This is a genomic window from Modestobacter altitudinis (assembly GCF_005930475.1).
In the GTDB taxonomy this organism is placed as follows: Bacteria; Actinomycetota; Actinomycetes; order Mycobacteriales; family Geodermatophilaceae; genus Modestobacter; species Modestobacter altitudinis.
Genome location: NZ_SJEW01000010.1, coordinates 81,634 through 97,105 on the forward strand (window position 1 = coordinate 81,634; position 15,472 = coordinate 97,105).

General features: G+C 69.6%; 19 protein-coding genes and 1 riboswitch. Of the genes, 3 read left to right on the top strand and 16 right to left on the bottom strand.

What is annotated here, in order from left to right; translation table 11 throughout:
- Nucleotides 1–3 precede the first annotated feature (3 nt).
- The 9 genes from FHL79_RS06135 to FHL79_RS06175 all read right to left on the bottom strand — a co-directional run bounded on the left by FHL79_RS06135 (nucleotide 4) and on the right by FHL79_RS06175 (nucleotide 7,179).
- The gene (locus FHL79_RS06135) at nucleotides 4–321 is read right to left on the bottom strand and encodes an NADH-quinone oxidoreductase subunit NuoK (RefSeq protein ID WP_171058043.1); all 318 of its coding nucleotides are present in this window, start codon (nucleotides 319–321) and stop codon (nucleotides 4–6) included.
- Entirely contained in the window at nucleotides 318–896 is a 579-nt protein-coding gene (locus FHL79_RS06140) for an NADH-quinone oxidoreductase subunit J (RefSeq protein ID WP_138757728.1), read from the bottom strand. The genes FHL79_RS06135 and FHL79_RS06140 overlap by 4 nt, the downstream gene beginning before the upstream one ends.
- A gap of 25 nt (nucleotides 897–921) precedes the next feature.
- Nucleotides 922–1,878 (bottom strand): NADH-quinone oxidoreductase subunit H, encoded by a 957-nt coding sequence (locus FHL79_RS06145; protein WP_246080422.1) that lies wholly within the window; start codon nucleotides 1,876–1,878, stop codon nucleotides 922–924.
- Nucleotides 1,871–3,370, bottom strand: a complete 1,500-nt coding sequence (locus FHL79_RS06150; protein ID WP_138757729.1) for a hypothetical protein — start codon at nucleotides 3,368–3,370, stop codon at nucleotides 1,871–1,873. The genes FHL79_RS06145 and FHL79_RS06150 overlap by 8 nt, the downstream gene beginning before the upstream one ends.
- Nucleotides 3,361–3,702, bottom strand: coding sequence for an NADH-quinone oxidoreductase subunit A (locus FHL79_RS06155; protein ID WP_138757730.1), 342 nt, complete (start codon nucleotides 3,700–3,702; stop codon nucleotides 3,361–3,363). The genes FHL79_RS06150 and FHL79_RS06155 overlap by 10 nt, the downstream gene beginning before the upstream one ends.
- A 148-nt stretch (nucleotides 3,703–3,850) precedes the next feature.
- Complete coding sequence (locus FHL79_RS06160) at nucleotides 3,851–6,217, bottom strand: heavy metal translocating P-type ATPase (RefSeq protein WP_138757731.1); 2,367 nt, start codon at nucleotides 6,215–6,217, stop codon at nucleotides 3,851–3,853.
- 50 nt (nucleotides 6,218–6,267) lie between these two features.
- Nucleotides 6,268–6,453 carry a hypothetical protein gene (locus tag FHL79_RS06165; RefSeq protein ID WP_138757732.1) on the bottom strand — a complete coding sequence of 62 codons (186 nt, stop codon included), beginning with the start codon at nucleotides 6,451–6,453 and terminating at the stop codon, nucleotides 6,268–6,270.
- Nucleotides 6,454–6,521: 68 nt separating this feature from the next.
- Complete coding sequence (locus FHL79_RS06170) at nucleotides 6,522–6,788, bottom strand: cation transporter (RefSeq protein WP_138757733.1); 267 nt, start codon at nucleotides 6,786–6,788, stop codon at nucleotides 6,522–6,524.
- A gap of 88 nt (nucleotides 6,789–6,876) precedes the next feature.
- Entirely contained in the window at nucleotides 6,877–7,179 is a 303-nt protein-coding gene (locus tag FHL79_RS06175) for a metal-sensitive transcriptional regulator (RefSeq protein WP_218938343.1), read from the bottom strand.
- 277 nt (nucleotides 7,180–7,456) lie between these two features.
- Here FHL79_RS06175 and FHL79_RS06180 point away from each other — a divergent pair, with 277 nt between their 5' ends.
- From FHL79_RS06180 to FHL79_RS06190, 3 genes are all read left to right on the top strand, one after another.
- Nucleotides 7,457–8,266, top strand: a complete 810-nt coding sequence (locus tag FHL79_RS06180) for a DUF305 domain-containing protein (RefSeq protein ID WP_138757735.1) — start codon at nucleotides 7,457–7,459, stop codon at nucleotides 8,264–8,266.
- Nucleotides 8,267–8,522: 256 nt separating this feature from the next.
- On the top strand, nucleotides 8,523–9,008 hold the full coding sequence (locus tag FHL79_RS06185) for a class F sortase (protein WP_218938344.1): 486 nt from the start codon (nucleotides 8,523–8,525) through the stop codon (nucleotides 9,006–9,008).
- Between the two features lie 98 nt (nucleotides 9,009–9,106).
- Nucleotides 9,107–9,514, top strand: a complete 408-nt coding sequence (locus FHL79_RS06190) for a four-helix bundle copper-binding protein (RefSeq protein WP_138757736.1) — start codon at nucleotides 9,107–9,109, stop codon at nucleotides 9,512–9,514.
- Between the two features lie 58 nt (nucleotides 9,515–9,572).
- On the opposite strand, the gene FHL79_RS06195 is transcribed toward FHL79_RS06190, so the two are convergent.
- The 7 genes from FHL79_RS06195 to FHL79_RS06220 all read right to left on the bottom strand — a co-directional run bounded on the left by FHL79_RS06195 (nucleotide 9,573) and on the right by FHL79_RS06220 (nucleotide 15,022).
- A complete protein-coding gene (locus FHL79_RS06195; RefSeq protein WP_342777093.1) occupies nucleotides 9,573–10,538 on the bottom strand; it encodes a F510_1955 family glycosylhydrolase in 966 nt (321 codons plus the stop codon).
- A complete protein-coding gene (locus tag FHL79_RS06200; RefSeq protein ID WP_138757737.1) occupies nucleotides 10,469–11,332 on the bottom strand; it encodes a cytochrome c biogenesis CcdA family protein in 864 nt (287 codons plus the stop codon). Before FHL79_RS06200 ends, FHL79_RS06195 begins: the two co-directional genes overlap by 70 nt.
- On the bottom strand, nucleotides 11,329–11,943 hold the full coding sequence (locus FHL79_RS06205) for a TlpA family protein disulfide reductase (RefSeq protein ID WP_246080425.1): 615 nt from the start codon (nucleotides 11,941–11,943) through the stop codon (nucleotides 11,329–11,331). The genes FHL79_RS06200 and FHL79_RS06205 overlap by 4 nt, the downstream gene beginning before the upstream one ends.
- Before the next feature lie 141 nt (nucleotides 11,944–12,084).
- Entirely contained in the window at nucleotides 12,085–12,741 is a 657-nt protein-coding gene (locus tag FHL79_RS06210; protein ID WP_138757738.1) for a DUF305 domain-containing protein, read from the bottom strand.
- A gap of 80 nt (nucleotides 12,742–12,821) precedes the next feature.
- Nucleotides 12,822–13,304, bottom strand: coding sequence for a DUF6153 family protein (locus FHL79_RS26405; RefSeq protein ID WP_369333680.1), 483 nt, complete (start codon nucleotides 13,302–13,304; stop codon nucleotides 12,822–12,824).
- Between the two features lie 61 nt (nucleotides 13,305–13,365).
- Nucleotides 13,366–14,424: a C40 family peptidase gene (locus FHL79_RS06215; RefSeq protein WP_246080427.1), complete on the bottom strand. Its 1,059-nt coding sequence runs from the start codon at nucleotides 14,422–14,424 to the stop codon at nucleotides 13,366–13,368.
- 13 nt (nucleotides 14,425–14,437) lie between these two features.
- Nucleotides 14,438–14,588: riboswitch (cyclic di-AMP (ydaO/yuaA leader) on the bottom strand.
- Between the two features lie 152 nt (nucleotides 14,589–14,740).
- Nucleotides 14,741–15,022: an ArsR/SmtB family transcription factor gene (locus FHL79_RS06220; protein WP_246080429.1), complete on the bottom strand. Its 282-nt coding sequence runs from the start codon at nucleotides 15,020–15,022 to the stop codon at nucleotides 14,741–14,743.
- Nucleotides 15,023–15,472 lie beyond the last annotated feature (450 nt).

Genomic DNA, 15,472 nt, shown 5'->3' on the forward strand with positions numbered 1-15,472 from the left:
GGGTCATCCCTTGAGCTCGGTCGCCATGTCCACCATGTCGACCTGACGCGACCGGTAGATGGCGATGGTGACCGCGAACCCCATGGCCATCTCCACGGCCATGACCACCAGGGTGACGACGACGAGCATCTGCGCGTCGGGCAGCTCCGGGGTGATGAGGAACCAGGCGGCCCCGCCGGCCAGGAGCACCCCGTTCAGCACCAGCTCCAGCCCCATCATGATCATGACGATGGACTGCTGGGAGAGCGCACCGTAGAGCCCGACGCCGACCAGCCCGGCGGCGACGGTCAGGACGATCTGCAGCACCACCTCACCGGTCACCGCCCCACCCCTCCCCTGACCGGATCGTCGGGCCGGGGTGCCTTCAGATCAGGACCAAACCGGTCGTAGCGACCGCGCGACGTCGCCAGGACGGTGCCGGCCAGGATCGTGCCGAACAGCGCGATGCCGATCACCAACATGACCAGCATGTGGCTGCCCATGATCGCTTCACCCAGCTGACGGGTGGGGTCCTCCGGTACCAGCCCTCGCCGGGTGGGCCAGTCGACCATCCAGATGCCGGTCACCAGGACGGCGAACACGGTCGCTCCGGCGAGAACTGAGCCCCGCTTGTTGTGGACCATGCTCATCGGCATCAGCCCAGCCGGGTTCATCATGAACATGATCATGAAGACGGCCATGACGGCCATCTCGATCGTCATCATCAACGCGGTGACCACGGCCAGGTACACCAGGTCCAGCACCAGCAGAGCGCCGGCGATCGCGAGGAACGAGGCGAGCAGCGCGAACGTCGCTCGGGCCATGGAGTCGACGATGAACACCGCCGCACCGAAGACGACGGCGAGGGCCCCCAGCGCGATGAGCGCCGTGACCTCGATCGACGACAACTCGGTCATCGTGTCGTCTCCTCCTCGAACTCGGTCATGCGTAGAACCCCGAGACGGCCAGCACCGCGACCACCAGTGCCTGGAGCAGCGTCAACGGCACGAGGACGACCCAGGCCAGCTCGACGACCCGGTCGGGCCGCAGCAACGGCAACCTGCGTCCACCCCAGACGAGCCCCGCGACCACCGCCACCGTCTTGAGCAGGTGCCAGACCGGACCTGGCAACCACGGCCCGGCGTCACCGCCGAGGAACAGCGCCGCGGCCATCGCTGCCGTCGCGCCCAGGAAGACCGCCCGCCCCGCGAGCAGCAGCAGTCGATCAAGACCGGACAGCTCGGAGGTGACCCCGCCGGCGATGTCCGCGCCGGTCGGTGCGGCGAACGGGCCCCAGAACGCGAACGCGGCAGCACCGCCGACGAACACAACGAACGCCACGGGCATCGTCACCACGAACCACAAGCCGTCCTGTGCGGCGACTACGTCCGTGCTGCGCAGGGACCCGGCCGCCACACCCACCGTGATCAGCGAGAACATCAGAGGCAGCTCGTAGGCCAACCCCTGGGCCAGGAAGCGGTACCCGCCGGTGAGCGAGTGCACCGCGTTCGGGCCCCAGCCCATCAGCCACACCGCAGCCCAGAGCAACGCCTCCATGGCGTTGAACCACACGAGGTCCGCACTCGTCGACCACAGCGTGCGGCCCGCGAGCGGGACCACAGCCATGGACAGGAGCGCCACCACGGGTACCGCCGCTCCCCCGACCCGCCAGAGAAGCCGGTCAGGCGCGAGCGTCCGTCGGCGCTGCTCGAGGAGGAGCTGCATCCCGGATCGCAGCGGCTCGACACCGGCGCGCACACCCTGGCCCGTGACGACGGCGCGATCAGCCGCGGAGACCAACACCCCGAGCAGCACGCCCACCGCGGCCACGACCAACGCGGCCGGCAGCACGCCCCACGTGGAGGCCAACGTCCCGACGTCCGCAGCGAGCTCAGGCACCGGTCCTCACGCCTTCGACGCGCGTGAGGGCCCGCTTCGGTTCGACGCTCGCGACGACGAGTCGGGCAGTCGCCAGCTCGCTGCCTTCGAGGGCACTTGCCAGGGTCGGCAGCGCGACAGGGCCTGGCTCTGCGACGTCGGACGTCCCGGCGGCGATGTCGCACCATCGACGGATTCGGGCGAGCACGTCGTCGGGGCGCTCGGGGTCACGGTCAGTGAGGTGACCCATCCCCGCTACTGACCAGGCAAGGGTCCGCGAGTGACGCACGCCCCGAGCGACCCGGACGGCCGCCTCCTGCGCACGCGCACGGACGGCTGGATCACTGGAAGTGAGCCCCGATCGGGCCTGCCGGGCCTGTCGTGCCTGGGTGGGCCAGCCGGCGACCACGAGGAACCGGGCGAGGTGGTCCAGCGCGCGCGCCTGGGCAGGACCGGGAATGTCACCGGCCTCGTTGTCGGCGCCCGACGTCCACGAGAGCTGCGCGTCGATGATGACGTCACCCTGCAGTTGCGCACGGAGCACCAGGCCGGTGGGCCAGCCCGGGAGGACCGGCCCGAGTGCGACCGAGAGGACGTCGAGGTCCAGCCCGTCCCGGTCCTGGGCGGTCTGAGCCATGGGCAGGCCGGCGACCGGGCCGCTCATGTCGTGCCCCATGTGACCGCTCATGTCGTGACCGGCGTGTCCGCCCATGTCGTGGCCCGGGCCCATGTCGTGACCGGTGTGCTCACCGCTCATGTCGTCACCGGTGTGTCCGCCCATGTCGTGCCCCATGCGCCCGCCCATGTCATGGCCGGTGTGCTCACCGCTCATGTCGTCACCGGCGTGCCCGTCCATGTCATGGCCGGTGTGCCCGCCCATGTCATGACCGGCGTGCCCGTCCATGTCCTGACCGGCGTGCCCGCCCATGTCGTGCCCCATGTGCCCGCCCATGTCATGGCCGGTGTGCTCACCGCTCATGTCATGACCGGCGTGCCCGCCCATGTCGTGCCCCGCGTGCTCGTCCATGTCCTGACCGGCGTGACCGCCCATGTCATCGCCCGCGTGCCCGCCCATGTCATCGCCCGCGTGCCCGCCCATGTCCTGACCGGCGCTGGATGAGGCATCCGCATCGTCAGCAAGGCCGGCTGAGGCGAGCCGGGCTCGGGCGTCGTCCTCCGTCTGGCGGTTCGCGTCGGCAGTGGTGCTGTTCGCGAGCGCCTCGATCGCCTGGTCCAGTCGTCGGCTGAGGAAGTTGGCGTCCGAGCAGCCAAAGGTGTGTCGTGGCGTCGGGACCTGCGACCACAGGAGGTCGATGGCATCCGACAGTTCGCCCGTCGGTTCGCCGAGCACGATGAGAACGTCCGTGTCGGCGGGGGACGTCGCGTAGGCCCAGGAACGCCGGTCGAGTTCGGCCTCCACCTGCCACCGCAGGACGTCATGGCCCGGCATGTCGGTGACGAGAACGCGGGGTCGCGCGTAGGCCCATCGCCGCAGCGATCGCCTCAGGTCCATCGCAGGGCACCTTCGCGCCAGACGTACGCCACGCCGACCAGCAGGACGCCGAGGAAGCCGAACATCTCGACGACGGCCCCCGCCCCCATGTCGGCCACCACGACGGCCCACGGGTACATGAAGATCATCTCCATGTCGAATGCGAGGAAGAGCAACGTGACGGCGTACCAGCGCACGTGGTAGCGCGACACCGCGTGCTGGGTCGGTCGGAGGCCCGACTCGAACGGCAGCGCAACGGCGCCGATGCGGTCGTCCCGGAGCACCGCAGAAGTGGCATAGACGCTCAGACCCAGCGCGAAGATCACGCCGAGCAGCGACAGGACAGCCAGCACGAGTTCCTCCTCCCTCGGGCACGGACAGGAGCCGCTGAGCATTCATCATCCGCATGACCGTACGGATGTCGGTCACCGTAGAGCGAACCCAGCGGCACCGCGACCTGGCGGTACGTCCTGAGGATCCGCCAGGTCGCGAGCCCTGCCGTCAGCCGATGGCCGGCTCCCGACCGGCCCCGCCGCGCGGGGCCTGACCGCGCTCGTCCGAGAGTGCCGCGGCCACTCCACCGTCGGCCCGCGTCGACGCGACGCCCTTGAATCGCCGCAAGCGCAGGCTGTTGGAGACCACGAAGACCGACGAGAGGGCCATCGCCGCCCCAGCGAGCATGGGGTTCAAGAGCCCCGCGGCCGCCAGCGGTAACGCTGCGACGTTGTACGCGAAGGCCCAGAAGAGATTGCCCTTGATGATCGTCAAGGTGCGTCGGGACAACCGGATGGCGTCCCCCACGGCCCGCAGATCTCCGCGGACGAGGGTCAGGTCGCTGGCCTCGATGGCGACGTCGGTGCCCGTGCCCATGGACAGCCCGAGGTCGGCTTGCGCCAACGCCGCAGCGTCGTTGACGCCGTCGCCCACCATAGCGACGACCTTGCCGTCGGACTGCAGCCGCTTGACGACGTCGACCTTGTCCTGCGGCAGCACCTCGGCGATGACCTCGCCGATCCCCACCTGGTCGGCGACGGACCGGGCGACCGTCGCGTTGTCACCGGTGAGCAGCACCGGGGTGAGTCCCATTCCTCGCAGCTCGCTGATCGCCTGGGCGGACGTCGCCTTGACGGCGTCAGCAACCACCAGCACGCCGCGGGCAGCGCCGTCCCATCCCACGGCGACAGCTGTTCCGCCGCGCGACTCGGCGCTCCGCAGCTGCTGCTGGAGCATCTCCGGCAGCGGCTGGCCCCAATCCGCGAGGAGTCGGGCTCGACCGACCACCACCGCACGACCGTCCACGACGCCCTGCACGCCGAGTCCCTCCGCCGCGGCGAAGTGCTCCACGGACCGGAGGGCGCCCACCCTGTCGCGGGCGGCAACGGCGATGGCCTGGGCGATCGGGTGCTCGGAGGCGTCCTCGAGGGAGCCGGCGAACAGCAGCAGGTCAGCGGCGTCAACGCCGTTCGCCGGGATGATGTCGGTCAGGGTCATGCGACCGGTCGTGATGGTGCCGGTCTTGTCCAGGACGACGGTGTCCACGCGGCGCGTGGACTCCAGCACCTCCGGGCCTTTGATCAGGATGCCCAGCTGAGCGCCCCGGCCCGTCCCGACCATGAGCGCGGTCGGCGTCGCCAACCCAAGTGCGCAGGGGCAGGCGATGATCAGCACGGCGACCGCCGCGGTGAAGGCCGCCGTCAGGCCCGCGCCGCTGCCGAGCCAGAAGCCCAGGGTGGCCACTGCGAGCGCGATGACGATCGGTACGAAGACGCCGGAGACGCGGTCGGCGAGCCGCTGCACGTCGGCCTTGCCGTTCTGTGCGTCCTCGACGAGCCGGGCCATCTGCGCCAACTGGGTGTCCGCACCCACGCGAGTGGCCCGGACCACGAGCCGGCCCCCGGCGTTCACCGTGGCACCAACGACGGCGTCGCCGGGGCCGACCTCGACCGGTACCGACTCCCCGGTCAGCATCGAGGCATCGACAGCTGACGAGCCCTCCGTGATGACACCGTCGGTGGCGATCTTCTCCCCGGGCCGCACGACGAACAGGTCATCGGCGCCCAGTTGGTCTGCGCTGATCTGCTCCTCCCGCCCGCCGCGGAGGACCGAGACCTCCTTGGCCCCCAGCTCCAGCAGTGCGCGGAGCGCGGCCCCGGCACGACGCTTGGAGCGGGCCTCGAAGTAGCGACCGGCGAGGATGAAGGTGGTGACCCCTGCAGCCGCTTCCAGGTAGATGTTGCCGCTGCCGTCGGTGCGGTCGATGGTCAGCTCGAAGGGGTGGGTCATGCCCGGCATGCCGGCGCTGCCCCAGAACAGGGCGTAGAGCGACCAGGCGAACGCTGCCAGCGTGCCCATCGAGATCAAGGTGTCCATCGTCGAGGTGCCGTGCCGGAGGTTGGTCCACGCGGCCCGGTGGAACGGCCACGCCCCCCAGACCACGACGGGTGCGGCCAGCGTGAGCGACAGCCACTGCCAGTTGGTGAACTGCAGTTGCTCGACCATCGCCATCGCGACCACCGGGACCGTCAGCACGGCGGACACGAGCAGTCGTTGACGCAGAGACCGGACCGGGTCATCGGCCTCAGCGTCGGAGGCTCTACCGGCCTCCTGCCGAGGCGGCTCGGGGAGGCGCGCCGTGTACCCGGCCTGCTCTACCGTGGCAACCAACAGCTCGGGGGTGACCTCGTTCGGGAAGGCGACCTTGGCCTTCTCGGTCGCGTAGTTCACCGTCGCGGTCACGCCGTCGAGCTTGTTCAGCTTCCGTTCGATGCGGTTGGCGCACGAGGCGCACGTCATCCCGCCGATCGTGAGCTCTACGTTGCTGAGGTCGAGGGCGGCCGGGGCTGGATCCGGTCGCGGTGCCGAGGTCATCGGTTCTCCTGGGGTGCTGCTCGAGACGAGGACGGTGCAAACGAACGCCGTCAGGGCGGGGGCGTGCCGCTGACGCGGGGCTCGGTGGGGACGTCTGAGTGGCCGGTGTCGCTCGTGTGCGTCGGGTCGGCGGGCACAGGCGCAGCCGGGTCGGTCGCGGCGCCGATGCCAAAGGCGGCCGCAAAGACGACGGCGAGACCGGCGAGGAAGCCACCGACTCGCATCGGGGTGTTCATCGAGCCCTCCTCATGAACGGCACCTGGTCCTGCGCTGATGGATCGGCACAGGACCAGGTGCCAACTGGTCAGCTGCAGCCGCAGCCGCACCCGGCCGCCTGGCCGACTGGCTCTACCGCGAGGCTGGCCGGTGCAGCCACCTGGTAACCGGCTTCTTGGACGGCAGCCTCGACGGCGGAGTCGTCGACCGCGCTGTCGCTGCTCACGGTGAGGCCCCCGCTGGCGAGATCGACATCGACTCCAGTCACGCCGGGGACCTGGCTGACCTCCTCGGTCACCGAGTTGACGCAGTGGCCGCAGGTCATGCCGACGACGGTGTAGGTGGACGTGGTCATGGGAGTTCTCCTTGTACTTTGTGCGCGGACGAGCAGTTATCTGCTCGTACGGAAGGCGCCGCGTAGCTTGCGGTGCCCGGTCAGGAGGTCAGGAGCGGACGAGGCGCGCGATGGCCTCGGACGCCTCTTTGACCTTGATCTCGGCCTCGTCCCCGCCGGCGGCGGCGGCCTGGACGACGCAGTGGCTGAGGTGCTCGTCGAGCAACCCGAGGGCCACCGACTGGAGCGCCTTCGTCATGGCTGAGACCTGGGTGAGGATGTCGATGCAGTACTGCTCTTCTTCGACCATCCGCTGCAGCCCGCGAGCCTGGCCCTCAATGCGCTTCAGTCGCTTGAGGTAGTCGTCCTTGCTGGTGATGTAGCCGTGCTGGCTGTGCGCGTCCGCGGTCACGTTGGTCACCTCTCTCACGACCGTCGAGCGTGTTCAGGAGAAGGGTACCCCCGTATGGTATCTGTCGCCAGCCAGCAGCACGTGCCTCGTCTGAATACTACAGACGTTAGTACTACTGACTGCGCGTAGTCACCACACCGCAGGCTGCTTGGAAGACCCGCCTACCTCATGCGACCGCGCATGTTCCGGGTAGCGCAGCCAGCGACGGCTCAGTCCCGGCCGCCGTCAGTGCGGTTGCTCGGTCCCGAGGCCGCCACAGACGACCAAGGAGTCATCCGTGACCTCACCATCGTTCCGATCGACCGCGACCCGCGGGCGCAGCCGCCTGGCCATGACGTTGATCGGCACCGGCGCCTGGACCGGCTTGCTCATCGCGTCCGGCGGTCTCCCGCAAGCGGCGGCTGACAACCACACGAGCGCGCCGGCGACGTCCACGTCGGCCGGCAGCTCCGCACCGAGCACCAGCGCGCCTCAGAGCCAGACCGCCAGCCCCACCGACGTCCGGTTCGCCTCGATGATGGTCCCCCACCACCAGATGGGCATCGAGCTGACCCAGATGGCGATCGACAAGTCGACCAACGCCGGCGTCCGCGAGGTCGCCCAGAAGGAGAAGCAGTCACAGCAGGAACAGTTGCCCAGCCTGCAGGCCGTCGCGGCGTCCGGCTCGACGACCCACGAGCAGGAGGCGCCGCTGATGACCTTCAACCAGCAAGAGATGGACGAGCTGATGAAGCTCACCGGTGAGGCCTTCGACCTCAAGTGGCTCGACGTGTTCAGCAGCCACCACATGGCGGCGATCATGATGGCCGACACCGCACTGCCCGGTGCGACCAGTGATGAGGCGAAGTCGGTCGAGCAGGAGATCCACGACGGGCAGCTCGAGACGCTAGGGACCATGAACTCGCTGCGCGAGGAGCTGAGCGGCTCGCAGACGTCCCGGGTGCCCAGTGGCTCGGCAGATACCGGTGCCGGCAGCACCGCCGGTCTGGAGGACAAGGGCCTCCTGGTCGGCGGCTCGGCACTCCTGGTCACCGGCCTCGCCGCCGGCGCCGTCGCCGTCCGCCGTCGCGCGTCGACCGGCCGTTGACCGGGTAGTCGGAGCAGCATCGATGTCCCGAGACGAGCAGCACGGCCACCGAGTCCGGCGCACGATGGCCGGGCTGGCCGTGCTGCTCGTCCTGGGCGGTGCGTTCACCCTGCTCACCGGCTTCCGCGCTCAGGTCGCGGCGCCTCAGCCACCCCCCGTGTCGGCAGCGGCATCCGCCCCGGTCCCGGCTCCGTCCGTGGCGACAGGGGCACGATCCGCCCAGGTTCCACAGCCATCACCGACCACCCCGGCCACCGTGCCGGCGCTCGCTGAGTCCCTCCCGACCCGGCTGGAGATCCCGGCCATCGGGGTGACGTCCGACCTGCTCCAGCTGGGCCTCAACGCGGACAACACCGTCGAAGTGCCTCCACTGAGCAAGGACTCCCGCGCTGGCTGGTACGAGTACTCCCCCACGCCCGGACAAATCGGCCCTGCGGTGCTCCTGGGCCATGTCGACTCGGCCGAGTACGGACCGGGCGTCTTCTTCGAGCTCGGTGCGCTGCAGCCCGGAGAGAGTGTTGCCGTCAGCCGCGCCGACGGCAGCACCGCTCTGTTCAAGGTCGACCGGGTCGCCAGCTACCCGAAGGACGAGTTCCCCACCGACGACGTCTACGGCGACACCGCGGGCCCCGAACTGCGCCTCATCACCTGTGGCGGCACCTTCGACCCGGACTCGGACAGTTACCTGTACAACGTCATCGTCTTCGCGTCCTTCATCGGGCCCAGGTCAACGACGGACTGACCGGCCGCCGTCCGTTAGCCGAACGCCCACACGGGTATTCGGGTGACATTGGGACGGGGATAGGCATCCCGTTTTCGTCGTGTCCGAAGGGAATCATCGTGACCGTCGTCGGCCAGATGCTGGAGACCTACCCGAAGGACCTGGGCGGCGTCGACCGCCAGAAGCTGCAGGAGTGCATCGAGGCCTGTCTGGAGTGCACACAGGCGTGCACCGCGTGCGCCGACGCCTGCCTCAGTGAGGACATGGTCGCCGAACTGACCACCTGCATCCGCACCAACCTCGACTGCGCCGACGTCTGCAGTACAACGGGGCGGGTGCTGTCCCGGCACACCGGGTACGACGCCAACCTAACCAGGTCGGTACTGGAAGCATGCGCAGCGGCCTGCAAGGCATGCGGCGACGAGTGCGCACAGCACGCGGAGATGCACGAGCACTGCCGGAACTGCGCGGAGTCCTGTCGTCGCTGCGAGGCGGCCTGCCGGGAGCTGATCAGCGCCCTGGGGTGAGCTCGGCGTCGGCGTCACCCGGCTCGCCGCTCCACGCAGGAGCCGGGTGACCGCTGGATCAGTTCGACCGCAGCTCTGTGATGGTGCGCCCGTTGTCGAAGGACTCCACGACGGCAGCGCCGGTGACTACGAGCAGCCGACTGCGTCCGTCTGGGGACGCGGAGACGTCCATCGCCTGCGGCGCGGCGCCGAGGTCGCCCTGCTCCGTCCAGGAGGCCCCGCTGTCCGGACTCGACCACACGATGCCCGCGGGGTCCACCCCGACAGCGGTGCGGCCGTCAGGCGCCCAGTCGACCAGTTGCAGCAACGGGCTACCGGCGGCGACGGACCACGAGACTCCCCCGTCGGTCGACAGGAGGACACCCTGGTCCGTGGTGGCCAGCACGCGGGTCCCGTCTGCGGTCGCCGCCAGACTGGCCGGTGGTGCGAGTATCTCGCGCCGCTGCCAGGTCGACCCGTCCGCACTGCTCAGCAGGGACCCGTCGAACCCGAGGACCCCGGCGGAGCTGGAGGCGAGCGCGTGGAAGTCCGACTCGCCTGCCCGTGAGAGCACCTGCCAGGTCTGGCCGCCGTCGGTGGACTCGATGAGTCCCACGGGCTGCGGCAGGTCGGTGGCTGGGCCGGGGTGACCGGAAGCGATGAAGTGCCCAGGGCCCACCACAGCGAAACCCATGAGGTCGATCTCCGGGCCGACCCGGACGTCGCCGTCGGCAGAGAGCCGGTACAGCCCCGCGTGTGCGGCGAGGTAGACCGAGTCGTCGGCGGGGTCGACCGCCACGCCGTGAACGTGGTTGAGAGCGGCGGTGTCCGAGTGCGGAGCCGCCGGAGCAGCATCTGCCCGTTCATCGACGGCGGTACAGGCGCTCAGCGCCACCGCCACGAGGACCGCACCAGTCGCCAGGGCGGCAGGGCATTGCCGAGCCGGTGGCCGCCAGCGATCCAGTGTCGTGTCGTTCACAGGAAGAAGTCCCCCAGTCCGGCTGCCGCCAGCCAGCCCCGCAGCCAGAAGATGAGCGTGTCCCACAGTCCGGTGAGGAGCAGCAGTCCGAGGATCACCAGAAGCGCACCCCCGACCCGCATCACCACCTGTGCGTGACGTCGGGCCCAAGCCGACATCTGGAGCATGCGTTGGGCGCCCAGTGCCATGGCGAGGAAGGGGATGCCCAGTCCGATGCAGTAGGCCAGTCCCAGCACAGCGCCGCGCAGCGCGGACGCCTGCGTGTAGGCCAGCGCGTTGACCGCGGCCAGGGTGGGACCAAGGCAGGGGGTCCACCCCAGCCCGAACACGATGCCGAGGACAGGGGCTCCCGCGATCCCGCCGGTGGGGCGGTGGTGGAAGCGACGTTCCCGCTGCAGCCACGACAGGCCACCGAGGAACGCGACACCCATGAGGATCGTGACCACGCCCGCAACACGGGTCAGCGTCGGCGCCCACTGCAGCAGCGCCCGCCCGAGACCGCCGAACAGCGCGCCGAAGGAGATGAAGACCGCGCTGAACCCGCAGACGAAGAGGAAGGCACCCAGCAGCAGTCTGCGACGCTGCCGGGAAGGACGTCGATCGGCCGATGCGTCGGCGTCCACGGCCGTCGCCACCGCGGGTCCGCCGGCCGCGCGTGCTGCCACCCGCTCCCCGGTCGGGGCGTCGACCGTCGCTTCCGCGCCGGCGAGACCGGCGATGTAGCCGATGTAGCCGGGGACGAGCGGCAGGCAGCACGGTGAGGCGAAGCTGATGAGACCGACCAGCGCGGCCACGGCCATCCCGAGCAGAAGCGACCCGTCGGTCACGACGCCGGCGAAGCTCTCACCCAGCTCCCTCACGAGCCGTTCTCCTGGAGCAGGCTGTCGAGCGCCTTCCGCAGGTCGTCCTCTTGCACCGCGCCGGTGTAGACCGCGGCCACGTCCCCCGAGGCGTCGAGGAGGATGGTGGACGGGACGACGTTGGCCGGAAAGCCGTTGAAGGTCAGCGCGATCTCACCGCGCGGGTCGAACAGTGAGGGGTACTCGGCACCGACCTCGGAGACGAAGGCACTCGCCAGTTGCCGCTGGTCCTTCACGTCGATCCCGACAAATTGCACGCCACGATCGCGCACGTCGGCATAGACCGCCTGCAGTTCCGGCGTCTCCAGGCGGCAGGGCGCGCACCAGGAGCCCCAGAAGTTGATCACTACGATGTCACCTGCCAGACCGGCCGAGTTGAACGCCGATCCGTCGAGGAGCTCACCACGGAAGGCCGGGGCCTCAGCCCGCTGCTCGCTCGGGAGGACTTTCCCGGTGGCTGTCGTGCCAGTGAACTGGAACTCGTTGGAGTCGGCTGGCTGGCCGTTGGACGAACAACTGGCAAGCGCGACGGCAGCGACCAGCGCCAGCGCCGAATGACGGCGGTGAGCGGAGGGTCGTGGAGATGGGTGGGAAGAGGCAGGCAGACGCACGATCGGCCTCCAGGCCAGGACGAGCGGAGCCGGACGGCGACGTCGAGGTCAGCCGCGGCACGGGGTGTCCTCCCGGCAGAGCCGGTCGGACAGGTGCCGCCGGGTGGCACCGCAACCTGCCGCGGCACCACCCGGCGTCGTTCAGCTACCCAGCTCGCTCAGGATCGTCTGCATCTCCTCGATCTCCGAGGTCTGGTCCGAGATGATCTGCCGGGCCAGGGCGACTGCGTCCTCGTTCTGCCCGTCAGCGACCTCGGTGTTGGCCATGTCGACCGCGCCCTGGTGGTGCTCGGTCATCATCTCCAGGAACATCCGGTCGAACTCGGTGCCGGAGGCGGCCTCCAGGCCGGACATGTCCATGTCCATGCCACCCATGTCCATGTCCCCCATGTCCATGTCGCCCATGTCCATGTCGCCCATGTCCATGTCGCCCATGTCATCCGAGGCCACGGGCTGGCCCCAGTCCTCCAACCAGCCCGTCATCGTGTCGATCTCCGGCTGCTGCGCAGCCTCGATGCGGCTTGCCAGGTCGAGCACGCGCTGGTCCTGAGCGCGACCGTCGGCGAGCTGAGCCATCTCCAGGGCACCTTGGTGGTGCACGATCATGTCCTGGGCGAACGTCACATCTGCGTCGTTGAAGTCCGCCGACTCACTGGCCGAACTGCTGCTGTTCGAACTGCTGCTGCTCGAGCTGGCGGAGGCGTCGGAGTCCGACCCGCCGGAGCAACCGGCGAGCACGAGGGTTCCGGCGATGACGCCACCGGCAATGCGAGCGAGGCGGATGGTGCTGCGGTTCATCTTGTGTCTCCTGATGGCCGGATCTTGAATGGGTCGGTGCGTCCCAGCTCGACGGGCGTCGGGATGGGATGGCCGGCGTTCTAGATCCGCAGGAGGCAGAGGTCGGAGAGCTCGGGTGGTCGGAGCGCGTCGGACGAGATCGCCGACGCCCTTCGGAGGCGCGCCAACGCAGGACCCGCCAGGGCGGACGGCGAGACCCGCCGCACGACCAACGCCCCACCGAGCACGGCGAGTCCGACGAGGAGAACCGCGAGGCAGACGGCGAGAGCGTGAGCCGAGGCGTGGGAGGAGCTACCGGTGCCGGCTGCGCTCGAGTCGACGGACTCCGCGGCGGGGGACGCATGCCCAGCGCCAGCGTGCGTAGCGCTGGCGACCGGCGACAAGGCGGGGCTTGTCACCATGTGAACGCCTGCGGTCATCGACGAGTCCGACATCGGGCCCGTGTCCGCGTGAGCGACGGTGGGGCCGGCCGCCACGCACTGCAGTCCGTGCATGCTGAACACCGCGGCCAGCACGACCAGGACCCACCACGGCCCGGTGCGCGGGACTCCCCCTCTCCTCACTCCACGAGATTACTACGCCTCGTAGTATCGGCTCGTCCGGCACATGCCGGGACTCGTACGATCAGGGAAGGACCCGACGGGCGCCCGCGTAACCAGCCATGTCGACGCTGCTCACCTTCACCGGGTCACCGAACGTCGACGCGTGCACCATCCGGCCACCGCCGATGTAGATGCCGATGTGGCTGACCGGGCTGTAGAAGTACACGAGGTCGCCTGGCCGGATGTCCGCCCGACTCACCGGTTGCCCCATCGTCGCCTGCATCGCGCTGGAGTGCGGGAGTGCGACGCCGGCCGCGGCGAAGGCGTACTGCGTCAGGCCGGAACAGTCGAAGGCATCCGGCCCGGCAGCGGCCCAGACGTACGGGTCGCCGACCTGCGCCAGTGCCGTGTCGAGGACCGCCTGAACCGTCGCACTGTCCGCCTCCACCGTCCCGACGCTCGGGGGTGCCAGGGTCTGTCCGCCGTGCGCCACGTCTGCCCGCGTCTGCTCCTCGGCTGTCAGCAGGGCGTACTGCGCCTGGTAATCCGCGATCTCCCCCTGCAATTCCTCTTGCTGCGAAGCGACCCGCCTCACCTGCTGCTGCGCGTCCAGCGCGGCACTCTCGGCCGCTGCCCGCGCTTGCTCGGCTGCGCTCCGCGCTTCTGCCACACGAGCCAGGACGTCGTTGTGGTGATCGGCGATGGAGTTGAGGAGGGCCACCCGGTCGAGGAACTCCTCGGCTGACGAGCTGGTCATGAAAGCCTGCAGGGAGCCGAGCCCATCGCCGGTGAAGGCCGCCTGCGCGACGGAGCTCAGCTCGTCCTGCAGCTCGGCCGCTCGGGCCTCGGCCTGAGCGACCTGTGCGTCCGCGGTCGCGACCGCTGTCTGCTGGCTGGAGAGCGTCTCGCGCGCCTCGTTGTAGTCCTCGGTGAGAACCTCGAGGTCGTGGCCTCGTTCGGTGGCCAGGGCGGCCGCTTCCTGCCCCGACGTCGCGTCGGGCGGAGCAGCGGTGGCGGACCCAGGAGCCAGCGCGAGGAAGAGTGCGCCAGCCAAGGCGCACCCGGTGAGGGTGCGCGGAAGGCGACGGACGCGGAGCCGGCTCAAAGGTGGTCGGGGCATGGCATTGTCGGTGGTCGCCACGGCTGGCGGCTCTCCTGTCTTCCGCGGCCGCCTACCGAGTTAGCTGACGGGTTCGGGCTGGAAGCGGCCCTACTCGTTGCCTCGCTTGCAAGGCGGACGAGATTCACCCCAGTGCTGCGGTGGGTCCCCGGTCCACGCGGCGCGTGATTCGGCGGCGCCTGGTCGAGGTCTCCCGAGCGGGTGACGAGCTGCTCGACCCGGCGGCCTGACCTTAGAGCCGTGACCGACCTGTTACAACGACTCCTATGCGTGTCGCGTAGTTGATTCGGGATTTCATCTCCGCCACCCGCAGAGGTGCCAGCAGCGCCGGGCGAGGTCAGTGGTGGTCGACCGACGACCGGTGGGACATGTCGATCAGTCGCCGTAGGCAGTGCTCGCGCAGCGGCTCTGGAAAGCCCTCCGCAAGCCGGTAGTAGACGACCCGACCGTCCTTTCGGCTTGCGACGAAGCCGGCCGTGCGGAGCAGGCGGAGGGCGTAACTGACGCCATCCTCTGTCGCATCCAGCGCAAGGGCGAGGTCTCCGACGCACAACTCCTCGACGAGGTCCAAGGCGTAGAGGACGCGGGCCCGGGTCGGATCAGCGAGCAGACTCAGCACGCTGGTCAGCTGAGCGGTGTCTTCCCGGCCGGGCAGCCGAGTGCGAGCACGCTCGACCCGTTCCGCGTCAACTGGGTGGGCGTGCGCTGGTGGTTCAGCCACACACACGAACCTACCGGGGCATCAGGAGGCCGGCAGCCGCGCGAGGCGACCAGCCTGGGTGCGCGACCCGGTGTGCCTGCCGGGAGCCAGATGCTCGGTGCGACCGCCTCGACCCTGTGCACCACCGCTGCTTCGCCCGCCATGAGCTCCTCGACGTCCACACCCAGCTGGCGATCCTGCTCAACCGCGACCACTCCCCCGCCGCCTGACGGGGTCCTTGTTCAGACGACGTCGCGGCGGGTGAGGAGCAGGCCGGTCAGCGCGGTGAAGACGACGAGGAAGCCGGCGAGCACCCACGCCGCCTGCCCGCCGTCGACGATGGCCGCCACACCCGGGGTGCGCAGCTCC